General features: G+C 58.1%; 14 protein-coding genes. 1 reads left to right on the top strand and 13 read right to left on the bottom strand.

All coding sequences use genetic code 11. From position 1 onward, the window contains the following. Positions 1–49 precede the first annotated feature (49 nt). The 7 genes from PG5_RS20135 to PG5_RS20105 all read right to left on the bottom strand — a co-directional run bounded on the left by PG5_RS20135 (position 50) and on the right by PG5_RS20105 (position 7,627). Positions 50–2,125: a ClpP-like prohead protease/major capsid protein fusion protein gene (locus PG5_RS20135; RefSeq protein ID WP_371106614.1), complete on the bottom strand. Its 2,076-nt coding sequence runs from the start codon at positions 2,123–2,125 to the stop codon at positions 50–52. Further along, a complete protein-coding gene (locus PG5_RS20130; RefSeq protein ID WP_020798957.1) occupies positions 2,055–3,599 on the bottom strand; it encodes a phage portal protein in 1,545 nt (514 codons plus the stop codon). Before PG5_RS20130 ends, PG5_RS20135 begins: the two co-directional genes overlap by 71 nt. Positions 3,600–3,604: 5 nt before the next feature. After that, a complete protein-coding gene (locus PG5_RS20125; RefSeq protein ID WP_020798956.1) occupies positions 3,605–3,832 on the bottom strand; it encodes a hypothetical protein in 228 nt (75 codons plus the stop codon). Further along, positions 3,823–5,859 (bottom strand): phage terminase large subunit family protein, encoded by a 2,037-nt coding sequence (locus PG5_RS20120; RefSeq protein WP_020798955.1) that lies wholly within the window; start codon positions 5,857–5,859, stop codon positions 3,823–3,825. Before PG5_RS20120 ends, PG5_RS20125 begins: the two co-directional genes overlap by 10 nt. Then, a complete protein-coding gene (locus PG5_RS20115) occupies positions 5,822–6,373 on the bottom strand; it encodes a terminase small subunit (protein ID WP_020798954.1) in 552 nt (183 codons plus the stop codon). The genes PG5_RS20120 and PG5_RS20115 overlap by 38 nt, the downstream gene beginning before the upstream one ends. Before the next feature lie 173 nt (positions 6,374–6,546). Then, positions 6,547–7,278, bottom strand: a complete 732-nt coding sequence (locus PG5_RS20110) for a hypothetical protein (protein ID WP_020798953.1) — start codon at positions 7,276–7,278, stop codon at positions 6,547–6,549. A gap of 4 nt (positions 7,279–7,282) precedes the next feature. Further along, positions 7,283–7,627: a phage holin family protein gene (locus tag PG5_RS20105; protein WP_042955565.1), complete on the bottom strand. Its 345-nt coding sequence runs from the start codon at positions 7,625–7,627 to the stop codon at positions 7,283–7,285. Between the two features lie 309 nt (positions 7,628–7,936). On the opposite strand from PG5_RS20105, the gene PG5_RS20100 reads away from it, so the two are divergent. After that, on the top strand, positions 7,937–9,526 hold the full coding sequence (locus tag PG5_RS20100) for an NERD domain-containing protein (RefSeq protein ID WP_020798952.1): 1,590 nt from the start codon (positions 7,937–7,939) through the stop codon (positions 9,524–9,526). Between the two features lie 46 nt (positions 9,527–9,572). Here the strand turns inward: PG5_RS20100 and PG5_RS20095 are convergent, their stop codons facing one another. From PG5_RS20095 to PG5_RS33710, 6 genes are read right to left on the bottom strand one after another with little or no spacing between them, the layout of a single operon-like run. Beyond that, complete coding sequence (locus tag PG5_RS20095) at positions 9,573–9,962, bottom strand: antiterminator Q family protein (protein ID WP_177326146.1); 390 nt, start codon at positions 9,960–9,962, stop codon at positions 9,573–9,575. A 4-nt stretch (positions 9,963–9,966) separates the two neighbouring features. Next, positions 9,967–10,287: a hypothetical protein gene (locus tag PG5_RS33715; RefSeq protein WP_081648172.1), complete on the bottom strand. Its 321-nt coding sequence runs from the start codon at positions 10,285–10,287 to the stop codon at positions 9,967–9,969. Further along, the gene (locus PG5_RS20090; RefSeq protein ID WP_020798949.1) at positions 10,259–11,587 is read right to left on the bottom strand and encodes a site-specific integrase; all 1,329 of its coding nucleotides are present in this window, start codon (positions 11,585–11,587) and stop codon (positions 10,259–10,261) included. Before PG5_RS20090 ends, PG5_RS33715 begins: the two co-directional genes overlap by 29 nt. Then, entirely contained in the window at positions 11,584–11,793 is a 210-nt protein-coding gene (locus PG5_RS20085) for a hypothetical protein (protein WP_020798948.1), read from the bottom strand. Before PG5_RS20085 ends, PG5_RS20090 begins: the two co-directional genes overlap by 4 nt. Next, entirely contained in the window at positions 11,793–13,172 is a 1,380-nt protein-coding gene (dnaB, locus tag PG5_RS20080; RefSeq protein WP_020798947.1) for a replicative DNA helicase, read from the bottom strand. The genes PG5_RS20085 and dnaB overlap by 1 nt, the downstream gene beginning before the upstream one ends. Further along, the gene (locus tag PG5_RS33710) at positions 13,165–13,872 is read right to left on the bottom strand and encodes a helix-turn-helix domain-containing protein (RefSeq protein WP_155943729.1); all 708 of its coding nucleotides are present in this window, start codon (positions 13,870–13,872) and stop codon (positions 13,165–13,167) included. Before PG5_RS33710 ends, dnaB begins: the two co-directional genes overlap by 8 nt. Between the last annotated feature and the right edge of the window lie 418 nt (positions 13,873–14,290).

Here is a 14,290-nt window from a genome sequence, read left to right as displayed (position 1 = left end):
CAGAAACAACAAACCCCGCGTGAGCGGGGTGTTTGGGTGGGGCCTGCGGTCACGCGCCGACAGACTTGTTGAGGCCGCGCGAGTCCAGCGCCGCAACGCCGGCGTCGATCCGCACCTTGGTAGCCACGCCGTCGACGGTGAAGCCCTCTTGCTGCTCCATGTACGGTTTATCGACGCCATCCAGGTAAGAGACTTCGATAGTGTCGCGACCTTGCGCGGCGGCCAGATACCAAGACTTCGCAGAATCGTCGTCCAGACGCGGCTCGGCGATCACCTCGGCGAAGTTGCGAATCGGGTTATCGATGCCGGCGTTTACGTCAGCGCCTGGCACCGAGGCCGAGCGGATCAGCTGCTTGGCCTTGTCTTCCAGGGCCACCGGGCACAGCAGGAAGGCCGGGCGAATGTTCAGGGTTCGACCCTTACCGCCTTCAACCTGGGACTTCTGCAGCGCCATGGCGTTCTTGGCGGCAATCATCGCCTCAATCGACAAGGCCGAGCCGGCACCGGTGAACAGGTTCTTGCGCGAGGCATCGAACAGGGCCTTTTTATCGCTCATCTGGGCGTTGGTGGTCAGTACCGCGTAGACCAGGTCGCCGACGGTGCCGCGCGCTGCCAAGCCCATGTTGTAAGGAATGGCACTGAGCAGGTCGAGGTCATCGTTGATGATTGCCTGACGGGTGATCGAGAACATCTCGCCATAGGTGGCCAGGCTGATGGTCTCGCCACGGTCACCGGTGGTGATGTACTTGTAGTCGGCACCTGGGCGCACTTCGCGCAGGGCCGGGAACGCCCCCATGCCGACACGCTTGGCAACGCGGAAGTCGCTCAGTCGACCACGACGGGTCCACTGGTCGAACGTCTCGGGGGCCTCGTCCCAGCCGGCCAGAACCGACACAGCGGCGGTGTCGATCAGGATGTTGCCGAAATCACTGGTGTCGTGAGTGAAGGCCAGGCCGACCATCTGCATCGGGTTGAGCGACGCAGTCAGAATGCCGCGATCATTCAGCGACGCGCGGGCCAGCTCGCGCAGACTCATGTGGTTATAGGCGTTGCCGGCCTCGTTGGCCGCGTGCCCGACACGCCCTGCCAGGGATGCCCGCACCGAGTCGCCCACAATGTTGCCGTTGCTGATATGACCGTGCGGGCCTGGGGCTTGGCTGCCGGTCGGCGTGGTCGCCTTGCCCATGTGAGCCAGCAGCTTGGCGTTTGCCGACTCCACGGTGCAGCTGGTGTCATTCAAGCATTCGTCACGCAGGGTGGCAGAGCCCTCCAGGGTGGCGAACATGGCAAACGCGGCAGTGATCGCGGTGCGGCGAGTGGCATCGGCCAGCAGCACGCGCGCCTGAATCTGCTCGGGGGTTTCGTTCGCCGGCAGCTGGTTAACCGGCGGGGATGGCTGATTGACCGGCGCCGGCGGCTGGGTTTGGCCGCGCGGGCCGAACATCGGTTGTGCAGCGGTAGGCATGTTGGTGAACTCCTGCATGCGTTGAGAGTTGAGTGCGGCGAAGGCTTCCAGCGCCCCCACCAATTCATCGGCAAAGCCCAGCTCGACGGCCTCGGCGCCGGTCATCCACGTTTCAGCGGCGAGCAGCGCCTTGATTTCCTCGGAGGTCTTGCCAGTCTTGTTGGTGTACGCCGCCAACAGGGAGTCCTCGACCTTGTCGAGCAGATCGGCGTAACGGCGCATTTCGTCCGCATCACCGCCCTGAATGCCCCAGGGCTTGTGCACCATGATCATGGCGTTTTCAGGGATGCGAATGACGTCGGCAGCCATCAGAATCACGCTGCCCATCGACGCCGCCAGACCATCTACCGTGCCCTCTACCCGGGCTGGGTGATTGCGCAGCAGGTTGTACATGGCCATCCCCTCGAACACGTCGCCGCCGGGGGAATGCACATGCAAATTGATCTGTGACACGTCACCGAGGGCTTTCAGATCGCGGGCAAACTGGTTGGCCGAGATACCCCAAGCGCCAATCTCGCCGTACAACATCAGATCGACCACGCTGCGCTGACTGGATGCGCGCAACGTGTACCAAGTCTGAGCGGCCGGGTCAGTCGTCGTCGCCACCGCCCCGCGTGGACCCAGGACGGGCGGTCTTGGCCGTGGTTTTCGTTTTCTCATTGGGTTGGTTTCTCCCGTAATACTCGTGGTAGGCATCCGAACTGAACACCAGATCGTCTGCCCGGTTGGCGGCAATCTCAGACTTGCGAGACGCCTTAAGCTCGGACGGGTTGCGGCCACGCGAGCGCGCCATTTCCGCCTCGTCTCCGCCGCCGGCCTTGATGATCTTTTCCCAGGCGTCGGCCTCATGGACCGGGTTAATCCACGGCATCACTGGCCCTTGGTAAAAGGCGCCGTAGATGGTCCGTTGATCCACGTCCGCCGGCACTTTGAGCTGACCACTCAAGATCGCCATGCGCAGCCAGTTGCGGTACACGCGGCGGCACCAGTAGTCGATGAACTCATGCTGCAGCTGGTCGTAACCCAGCTGGCCCTCGACCAGCTCCTGGCGTTGCGCCGAGTAGGTGCCGTCGTAGCTGCGCGCCACGCTGGAATAGGTGCTGCGCGTACCGGCGGCCACCGCCTTGAGCTGTCCATTGCGGAACCCCTCAAGGAACGGGTTAGGCCGGTTGCTTTCGATCATGCCCACGTCTTCACCCGGCAACAGGGTGTCGACCACGATGCCAGGGGCAATGGGGAAGGTCCGTTCTGCGCGCGTCTCGCCCGGTCCGGCCGGCACGTAGTCGTCGGGCGTGCCCTTCTTGATGTACATGGCCAGCGCAGCACTGATCCGCGCTGCCACCCGCTCGCTTTCCTCGTAGTCCTTGATATCCGCCAGGCGCATCAGGACCGCATGCAACAGCGGCTGGCCACGGCTCTGACCAATGCGCTTGCGGTAGGCAATGTGAATCACCTGCTCGGCCGGCACGCGCTTGGTGTTCTGCGCCAAGCTGCCGCGAAGGCCAGCCGGGTGCGCTTTGTACAGGTGGTAAGCCAACACGCGACGCCACCCGTTACGCTCGATGCCCTGGACAATGCCCCTGGAGTCGTCGGTGTACTCGATCGGCAGATAGTCCGCCTCCAGCAGCTCCAGCGCATACGGCACGCCGTGCAGGTACTGATAGTTCGGCACCTTGCCCATCAGTTCCTGGGCTAAGGCCTCGCCATCGCGCAACCAGCTGCGCACCACCAGACGCTCCATCTGCGGCCGGCTCAGTTCGCCCGATGCCTCGGGCTTAAGCGACCACTCCCTCCACAGCGCGTTAATGGCGGCGGCAAACTCGCGGTGCACCGTGCCATCCAGGTGCAGCGGGATCGGCTCAACGGCAATACCCGCCCCACCCACCACGCGCTCCTCCAGGCGGTCAAACACCCCGGTGACAATGTCGTGGTCTTCGTCCAGCTTGCGGCTCTGCTCGCGCATCGACTTGAGCGTGTGATTTAGCGCGCGATCCGCGTTACCGGTCTGTTTTTTGGCCTTGTGGGTCCGCGATGGCTTGGCGGATTCAAACGCCATGATCACGTTACGCGCCCGCAGGCGCTCGGCCACCATGCCCGGGAACAGCGGCGCAAGCGCCCGATCCAGCAGGTTCATGCCGCTCAATCAAAACTCGCCAGGGCAAAGCCCGGGCGCCCCCCGCGCGCTTGAGCCGCCACCCGGCGCTCCCAGTACACGCGACCATCACGGATCTGGTTCAGCTCGGCATACACAAAGCGCCGACCGTTTAGTGTAACGTCCTTGCCGCCGGCCACCAGATCCGCCTCGGCCTGCATGTACAGCGCGACCATTTGCTGGGGGGTCAACGCTTCTTGGGCATCTATAGCCATCCGTTTGCTCCTGTCTCAATCCAACCGCCGGCGGCTGGCTGGTGATCTGATGGCGGCGCCACAGGCGCCGGCGGCGGTACTTCGGACGGCACTTCTGGCTCGTCCGGCTCGGCCGCAGGTGGTGGTTCTGCCGGCACCTCCCACACCCCCGTTTCGGGGTTCTGGCTGGCCAACAAGTCGAGGTCTAAACCGAACTTTTCTTGACTGATCCGCAACGCGGCCAGGGCGTACACAAAACAGTCGAGCGCTTCGTTACGCTTCTTGCTGGCATCCCAACGCAGCACGCGCCGACCTTTCGCCAAGATCCATTTCTTGGTTTCGCTGGTCAGCTGCTTAAGCTCGTCGTCATCACAGATCAGATCGTTGGCCGGGAAGTGAATCAGGCCCGGCACCGGACGATTGGCGTCCGGCTGCAGCTTGAGGCGGTTGTAAATGACCTCTTTGGCGTTGTCGGTGCCGACTTCGGTCAGGTAGGTTTTGGACTTTTTCTCTTTCTTGCGCGGGAAGCTGGCAATCGGCTTGCCGTAGGTGCTGGCCCCGAAAATCGGGATCACCCAATGCAAACCATGCTTGCGGCTCTGTGCCCTGACAGTCTCCGAGTGGTGACCGCCGGAGTCCCAGCACCAACGCATCACGCCCATTTTCGTGCCGTCGGCTCGAGTGAACTGCCTATGCAGCTCCAAGCCAACTTGGCGCAACAGCTCCAGGCTGGCCGGGTCACCCGTCAAAATCCGGCGGTAGACCAGCCAGGCCTCTTCATCAGCACCAAAGCCCCACACCCGCAATTCGTAGCGGTCGTCCTGGGTGTCGATGCCACCCATAAGCGCAACGCAACGTGCCGGCACCTGGGCGGCGTAGACTTCGCGGCGATCGCGCAACTGCTCCCAGTCGACTTTTTCGGTTAGGTCTTCTTCCCAGGGCTCGCCCAGCGTCGTGTTGACGAAGGTTTTCAGCTTGCCCCGGTCCTTGCCGGCCTTGACGCGTTCGTCGGCGATTTTCACCCAGGTGGTGAAGGTCGAATATATCGTCCAGATATGGAACGTCAGGCGGCGCGGCGTGCGAATCGGTGCGTCATCCGCCCCAAACCACTCCATGCCGTCGCGGGTCCAGACGCCGGTTTTCTCGCAGATGTAGCGGCCCGATGGCCCCGCCTCGATCATCTCGTGATGTTCAAAGGTGCAACCGTGGCCGGACTCGCACAGATACCAGGCCTTATCGACTTCGCCGAGCGCATCCTTGGACCACTTGAGCCCAAACGGCTCATCCGGCCCGCCCCACTTCAAGGTTTGTTCGGTGTGGCAATGCGGACAGCGGATATGGAAGCGCAACAAGTAGGCCGATTCCTCGGCGGCCCGCGTGATCTGGCAGCTACCCGCTAGCTTGGGGGTAGAGCCGCGAATCGACTTAGGAAAAGTCGCCCCTTCCAGGCGCTTGTCACCCAGGAAGGTCGGCGAGCCCTCATTGTTAATGTCCGCGTCGAAGCTCGACAGCTCGTCATAGCCGACCTCGTCCGGGCTCTTTTCCCGATAGTTGCCAGCGGCTTTGCCGCCCAACCACCACAGCACCTTGCGGTTTTCGAAGGTCTTTTGATCCTCGGTATTGTCCTTGTGCTTTTTCCCGAACCAGGGCGCCATAGCCTTGATCACCGGCACGTCACGGATCATCGGATCGACGTGTTTTTTCATGATGCCTTTGGCGTCGTCGTCGGTCGGGCTCCACATGCAGATACTGCGTTTTTTGTGCTTGAGCTTGTAGGCAATGTTCGCCATCAGCATCTTGGTGTAGCCGATCCTCGCCGACTTCGGCAGGTTCAGCTCATGCACTAGGTCGTTACCCATGGCATTCAGCAGCGCCACCTGAAAAAACTCGGTGGTCCATTTGCCTTCGCCATAGGACGACTCGGACGACATGTAGAAATATTTGTCGGCCCACTCCACAGCAGTCATGGGCGGATCAACTTCAAGGTTTTTCAGCCCGCGCCGGACAGCCTCAACCAGATCCCTCATCCAGGGTGGTGATGTACTCATCCAAAAGCTCCGGTATGCGATCAGCCAACCCGGCAGCCGCGTTACGCGTAACGGCAATCTCTCTCTCGACGGCCTCCAAGTGGCGCACGGCGATATCAGGATGTTTGCGCTTCACGTTTTTGTGAACGGTGTTTAGCGTTGAGGCCAGCTGCGCGGACAAACTGGCCAGCGCAAACACCATGAATCCGACCGGTACCAGCTCCTTTTCACCGACCTTGTTTTTGCGTGCCTGGGCGTCGGCTTGCTCCTTGGTCAGGCGCCACCGCTCGAGATCGATCTTGTAGCCAATGAGCGGATCGACCTCATCACCACCAGGTTGGTGTTTGCCGCTCTGATGCTGCAGGCGGTTATCCAGCACCGACCGAACGTCGTAGAACGACTCCCGGCCGATCTTTGCAACCGGCTGGACACCCCATTTATCAAGGGCCTGCACCGTAATGCCGAGGCTATCGGCCATGTTCTTCTTGTTCAGCCAGTACGGCTGTCGCGTGATCGTTGTGATCTTCGAAGACATAACAACAACCAACCCCTAGAAAAAGGTCATACGTAGCGAATGAGCGGGGCCCGAATTACCCCCTAGCCCCGGTGGGCCCGGGAGGACCCATAAGCCGGGGGGGATGGGCGGATCCGAGCGGGTCCGAGCCGTCTGCCCGGCCGGTGCCGGGGGTGTCCGCGCCGCACGCGACCTCACTTCGCTGTCAGGATCGAGTCACGCAACGCGTTTGCCAGCTCAGACTGTCCGTGCGCCTTACCGATGTTCTCGCCGATCTTGTAGAACGGGAAAATGACACGATATTGCGGGGCACCGTCGGTGTAGAGAAACACCGGCTTAACTTCCTTGCGCGCCTTGCGCTCCCACACGCCCGACTCATCGCCGATCGTGCCGGTGAAATAGCGCTGAGCATTGCCCTTGCGCTGACTGCGCTTGCTGTTCGTGGCGTTGGCTTGGTAGCCAAGCTCGGACTCGGCCGCCCCCAGACCCGACAAGATGCGTGTCATGGTGCCGCGTGCGACGTTGCCGTATTGGTTCAGGTAGTCACCGCTCGGCACGGCGTACTGCCCTGACTTCATCAGTCCTTGAGCAATCAACGACTTCTCAAAGCGCTTATGCGGTCGCGACCCGCCCTGCACTGCCTGCTGCAGGTACGCATCAGCGGGAATGCCCGTGGTCCACGAATCCTTAAACCAGACCTTTGCAGGACGGGTCTTGGTAGCTGCCTGGGCAAACAGGCTGCGCATGGTGGTTGGGGTCGGCCGGTCCAGGCGCTGCCCCATGACCTTGAGAATCCCGGGTTTGATCCGATTGGTGGCCAAGCGCGTTTGCGCGAGCACCAGGGCAAAAGGGATCTGCTTTCGCTGAATATCCGAGATTTCACGGGCCAGGGCCACGCTATCGATATCTAGTTTCAGGTCGAGCATATACCTACTCTCCGCCCCTCTTTTGCCCTGGCGATGGTTCCCTAACTCCTGCCCTCTTTGCCAAGAACTGCGTGTACAGACCACCAGCAACATCTGCGCCGATTACCGCGATAACGATGCCTAGTCCGGCTGCCAAATACAGGTTGCTCCAAAGCGCCATCGCGAGCAGCAAAGTGGCCATACCCAATAGACCAGATGCAAGAAATCGCAGAGCTACGCGCTGCATGATCTGCCGAAGGCCGAGGTCGGAGCCTGATGCCCTCAACATCTCCCCGGACAAACCGGCCATGCTCAACAACACCAACAGCCAAAGTGGCACGTCAGCAAGAGCCTGATGCTCAGTGTTCATCTGTTGTCCTCGAATAGGTTCGGCCTCCATGTCACTGTCATCCGCTTGAAGCAAAGAGCCAGGCATGGGGCCGAAAAGAAAAAGCCCCGCTCAATGGCAGGGCTTGTAAATGGGCACAAAAAAACCGACTCAAAGGCCGGGTTCTTGAAAGGCGTCTCGCTGCGTTCACAGCAGTTCACGCTGCTATGAAAACAAATCTATTCCGCGCGGAAAAGCTTTTCTTCCACGACCTACAAATGCCAGTATTCATGCCGTCGCCAAAGCCAACAACCTCCAACCTGAAACCTGTAGTACGACAAGGGCTAACACATGAGTAAGTTATACGAAAGGGACTTCCACAATTTTATATTCAAGAAAAAAGAGATGGAGCTACTCATAGCCGACCCTCTAGGGCTAGACGCGGAAATTGCAAGCACCGAAAGTCACCTCAACTACTCCTTCGACGAAATTTATAGCGCTGACGAATTAGAGTTCGAGCTCTGGAAAATAATAAAAAAACGCTGCCTTGAAAAAATCAAAACTCTTCATGAAAAAATCAAGTACGGACACCTTATAGGTAGCGACATAAAACTACCAACTGACAACACCAAGCCTATGGAAATGGATCTTCTCGGGCTTCACGAAGATGGGATATTTATCATTGAACTAAAAACCGATAGCTCAGCCGAGCGCAATTCCTTTACGGAACTTTTAGCATATAGCAACTACATCTCCGAAACCTTCCCTGCTTCTGGAAAAAAAGACACGATAAATGTCCTCATAGCAAGCCTACAACCAAAGATCACTAGAAATGCTTATCTCTATGACATAATCATAGCGGATCGAGAAACGATAGTTTATAAGCCAATTCTAAAAGATGGCCAACTAGAAACTCTACAACTTCACCTTCATATCCCGTCGGATGATGATTTCAAACATTTCACAAACACGCTGATATCCCATGACGCCTTCTCTGCGGTCGTACTGTCATTCAACGATATGCCTGGCTGGTTCGACAGCATTGAAATTGATAACAACCTAAAACCCACCACAGAAAAGAATCTCGCGATTATTAGTTCGCACACTGCCCAAATAATGGAAGCAGAACAACTGCACGGATTCTGCTTTATTAGAAAGCGCTGGGTTGAGCTAAACCAAAATTACCAATTTGAAAACAGCATAATAATCTGTGCAATAAACCCTTTTAAAAATTCTGAAGAAGAACAGCTTTGCAAATTGCTTGAACAGCTACCAGAAGAGCACATCAGCGACTTTATTGAGTTTCCAGAAAAAGGCTTCAATTCACGCCTCATAAAAATTGCCTTAAGAATCCATCAGGAGTGTTTAGACTCTCCCGCATGCACTGAAATATCGAATCGCGACTGGAATACATTAGTTCATGAATTCGAAGAAGTAGTTCAGACTCACAACATAGCATTTCATGCAACAGGCTTACTGAGGGAAGCCTATACAGGCTACCTTGATCAAATATATAAATTTGACAAAAAAAGTGAATACAAGGAGGACATCAGTAAATTCAAAGCATTTGAGCTTTCCAATTGGTTCCGCGCATGGCTGTTTATGGAGAAAATGTCACTCACCGAAGATGATTTGACTATCTGTGATGACTCAGAAAATTTGGATGACCATCCTGATTACGTTCAATACTGTGTGAGTTGCGAAAGGTTCGCGACAGACAAAAGCATGGCAGGATTGCCAAGTTGTGAGTTCCATATAGAACCATGGTCCGACCAAGAACCTCCTCCGTTCAAAGGGACAATACCTGATTGGGCGAATTGCTTCGAAGCAGGCTGCGCAGTGCCTCCAACTCGCATTACAGGCGGGCAGTGCTACTGCGCAGAGCATTTTAAGGAAGCTAAAAGTGGAAGGCGAACAAACAGATTGTTGTTTGGCGATTAAATATGGGTTGAAGCTGTCAATCACGATTGACAGCCATAACTCGAGCTCAAGCAGCTTCGCGCATACAGCTTAGAGCACAATCAATCCAAGCAGCACCTGCTCGGGCTAGCTCCCTAGCCTTCCCTTCACTGATTCCATAATGCTTGCCGACTCGGACCATTGGCCATTTAGCGCCGTAATACAGCCAAATAACGTCACCCATCTGCTGATCTCGGTGTGCTAATCGCGCCAAAGCGTTGTCAACAGCAATAGCCCAATCATCGGTAATACAGTAGTTTTTGCTTACTGCCGGTTGGGCCGCCGCTTGACGCATCAGTGCTAAGGTCGGAGACGTGTATCCAGATACAGCCATTCCATCCATCCGCCACCACCCCCACTGCTCAAGCAGATACTCAGTGTCACCCAACGGTCGGCCTGCCGGCTTACGAATCATCATGGTCTCAATCCCCTGTGTAATTTGTGCCGCCCGCCCCCAGGCGATTCGATTGATTGTGCTGTCGCTGGATTCCGGACACTTTGGCCGGTCCTTTCAGCGCCGCGATTTCACGTTGAGCCTCCTGCAATTTAAAGCTCAATTGAGTGACCAGTTCGTCTGAAGAAAGCACCAACTTGCTACCTCCAACAACCCAACCTGAGCCGTTGCAATAAATGCAAACCAGCTCGAAAAACACCCCATTTACTACTGCTTTCCCTTTGCAGATCGAGCAAGTCTCCAGTTCGATCCGTTCCCGCTCAAAGCCAGGCACTGGTCTTTTCTGCATGGTTTAAAACCTCGCCCTTAACAAATTGCGGAATTGACTCGCAGACCACGTCATTCAAGGCATCTACGAGGTTTTGCGAATCTTCATATCTAACGCCTGTCTGCTCATGGATCGCCTTGAAGCCACGCTCATCTAACCAGCTGTGCCACTTCACCAGTGCCAGCCGGCGCTGCTCCTTGGCCTGGGTGTTGATGTACGTCGAAGCAATCTTGCCCAAGGAGTGGTTCAACAGCATCTCGCCGATGTGACCGTCGACGCCGAGGTCAGTCCATGCGGTACGCGCTACCTTGCGCAGGTCGTGACTGGTCCAGGCGCCCTGCCCCAATCGGGTGAACACAGCGCTGGCTTGGTTAACGCTCAGCGGCTTGCCTCGGCGGGACGGGAACAGGAACGGTCCCTCATACCCCTGGGCGGCCTGCCGGTTGCGGTAGCGGCGCAGTAACGCGCAGACTTGCTCGGTCAGTGGCACCCGCAACTCGATCTTGCTCTTGGTGTGTTCGGCCGGCAGGAACCACTCACGCTCAGGCAGCGCGATGTCGGCCCAACGCGATTGGCGGGTTTCGCCAATGCGCGTGCCGTGGCACAGCATCATCAGGGCCAGCATGGCGTCACCTGGTGCAGTCTCGAATCGCACCGTCAGTTGCCCCATCAACTCGGGCACCTGCACATCGCGCAAGCGAGCAGGCTTGGGCAAGATGCGCGCCGTCGTGAAGTTGATGAATTTGAGCTCGGCCATCGGGTTGGCCGGAATCAGATCGAGCTTGCGTGCTTGACGAAAGGCCACCGCGAGCAGGCGGTACAACTGCTGGACGTACGACAGCGACAACTCTGCCTGAGCCGGCCACATCAGCAGCTGGTCCAGGGTCTGGGCATTGACGTCGCGAATCAGCAGATCACCCAAGCGCGGCTTGAGCTGGCAACTGATGGCGGACTTGCCTGCGGAACGGCGCTTGGCGGACAGCGCGCGCGATCGGGCCATGCGATCGCCGAACCAGTCCAGCAGTTCGCCGACGGTTACCCAACCCGAAACGCTGGCGGCCCCATCGGCCGCCACTCGCAAACGCACGGCCGGTAACGCTGCGACCACTTGCTTGGTGCTCAGGTCGGGAAAGCCGCCGATGCGGTACCAATGACGCTTGTTTAGCAGGTACCAGGAGCCGCGGGCGCGGTTTTTCGCATAACGGAAATGCAACGCCGGGTGACTGGCATCACGCAGGTCGCGCACATGCTCGAGCCTGGCGTTGCGCTGAATCTCGGCGTCTGACAGTTTCACGGTCAGGGTCTTGATCAGGGTGCTCAATCGGTCGCCTCCGGCTGGGCGAGACGGTCCACCACCTCAAACGTGGAAGGCCACATCCACGCACCATAACGCTTGGCCATCGCCTCATCGGCGAACAGGGCCAAGGCATGGTCCGGGGTGCTGCCCAACTCCATCTTGAAAGAGCAACAGAACACCGCGAAGCGGTAAGTGGCCGGATCGGGAACAGCGAGTCGCTGAGAGTCCATCAGAACGATTCCTTTTTTCGGTAACGGTTGGCCAGGCTGGTGACCTTTTCCGGTTGCTCAACCGGCTCTGGCTTCCACCCGGCGGCAAGGTTTTCAAAGCGGTTGTACTGCCCAAGAAACGCCGTGCGAACAGTGCCCATCTCGATGTCACGGCCCTTGCCGATGATGATTTCGGCAATGCCTTTGGCGTCGGTGTTTTCGTGATAGACCTCGTCGCGGTACACGAACAGGATCACGTCGGCGTCCTGCTCGATGGCACCGGATTCCCTCAAGTCCGAGGGGATGGGTCGCTTGTTCGGGCGTTCTTCGCATTTGCGCGAAAGCTGGCTCAGCAGCACGACGGGAATGCCGAGTTCCTTGGCGAGCAACTTGCAGCCGCGGCTGATACTGCTGACCTCTTCGGTGCGGTTGCCGCCCTCGCCTTCCAGCAATTGCAGGTAATCGATCATCAGCAGGTCCAGGCCGTAACGCATCTTGTGGCGGCGGGCCAGCGAGCGGATGCGACCAATCGACGAGCCGGCGCGGTCGGCGATGTACAGCGGCGCGCGGCGAAGCACGCCGGCCGCCGCAGAGAGTTCAGCGCCATGGCTCTGGCACGCCGTCCCGTTCTTCACCAAGGTGAGTGGAATACGCCCTTCGGAAGCCACAGCCCGATCCAGCAGTTGGCCTTTGTTCATCTCCAGGCTGATGACGAGTGCTGACTTGCTTTGGCGCACCGCCGCCTCGACAACAAACCCCATGGCAAGCGTGGTTTTGCCCATGGCAGGACGGCCAGCAACGATGTACAGGTGATCCGGCAGCAGGCCGCCCAGCTTTTCGTCTAAGTCCCGCAGGCCGGTCGATAAACCGATCAGGGTTTCACCGCGGGCGTGACGATCATGACGCTCCTGCCAGACCTCCAGTTGGTCGGCCAGCACGTCACCCACTTTGACGATGTCGTCATCACCCGATCCGCAGTCAATGGCCATGGCCGCTGCCTGGACGGCGGCGATTTTCGCCTGCACATCCTGATCGCTGTGCGCGATATCCATCGCCTGGCTGCCAAGGTCAAACAAGGACCGCTCGATGGCCCTCTCTCGCACGATCCCCGCGTAGGTCTTGGCGCTGGCAACGCTGGGAGTGCCGTTTACGATTTCGGCGCAGTAGGCAAACGCCGGGGAGCCCCCCGGCAAGACGCCGACGTGGTCACCCACGGTGAGGAAGTCGACGGATTTGCCGGCCGCGCGAACCGCTAGGATCCCCCGGTACACCTCGGCGTTTTCCGGAAAGTAGAACGATTCAGGGGACAGGTCGTCGCTCAGGGAGTCGATCAGTTCAGGGCGCTGCATCATCGCGCCCAATAGGCCGTGTTCAGCCTCGGTGTTGTAGGGATCACGCACTGTAATTGCCCTCCACAACCTTCACGAAGTTGCTCGGGGCGATCAGCCAATCGAAGTTGCAACGAAATGGATTGCCCCCCGAGGCTGCTACCTCCCCCATTAGGAATTTGCTCGAGCGCACCTGTGCGAAATACTCGGCCCAGAAGCCGAGGTCCTGGTGCACGTCGCTCTCGTTCCAGCGCGCATTGATCTTGGCGATCCGATCCTTGGTCAACATCACGACGCGAGGAAATTCCGGGATCGTCGCGTTGAACAAATCGACGATTGCCTGGGTTGGGCACTTCGACTTCGAAATTTTCGATGGTGGTTCATCGTCAACAAGAGGTGACGGTTCACTTGATGGTTCTATTACGGTTCTGGGTGCGGCTGCTGCGGGGGTTTCTGTCGTGAGCTGCGGGGGTGATGGTGCAGCTGCTGCGGGGTGCGACTCTTGCTGGGGTGCATATGCTGCTGGGGTCAAGGTGTACATCGTCGAGCGCCCCATCCGTTCGCGGACAGTCAACAGGCCAACCTGACCCAGCCACTTGATGGCCGTTTGCACGGTCCTTTCAGCAAGGCAAGTGCGTTCTGAAATACGGGCAACCGATGGCCAACACACGCCTTCATCGTTTGCGTTATCAGCCAACGAGATAAGCACAGCTTTCTGTGGCCCGCTCATCCCCTGAAGCGGCCAGCACAAGCTCATGATTATGGTGCTCACAGCTGATCTCCAGTCTCTGGTTCAACCGTGACAATGAGCCGTGACACATTTTTCGATTGCTCAAAAGGTGCCATTCCGCACCCGGTATTGCTTGAAGTAATGATCGTGTTCATAATGACCCCGCATTGTTTTACAAGTTGTTGAAGAAGCCGGGTCGCACCCCGGCTTTTTTGTGCCTGAAATTCAGGCGATTGCTTTTCCGCAGGCGCGACCCATCCCGCCGATTGAGCTACTGCCCTCAGCGTTCGATGTCCCCATACGTCCTGATGTATTACCGTCCATATCCTTTCCCTAAATGGTCTTCCTAGCGCGAGCGCGCCTGACTGCCGACTGCGCCTTCATTGCTCATCGGCCCCCGCCGACGTGTCGCGTTTGTTGCTCGCTACCGCAGCCCTACTACTGGATGAATTCACATCTA

This window comes from Pseudomonas sp. G5(2012), assembly GCF_000408945.1.
Classification (GTDB): domain Bacteria; phylum Pseudomonadota; class Gammaproteobacteria; order Pseudomonadales; family Pseudomonadaceae; genus Aquipseudomonas; species Aquipseudomonas umsongensis.
This window is presented reverse-complemented; position numbering and strand designations above follow the sequence as displayed.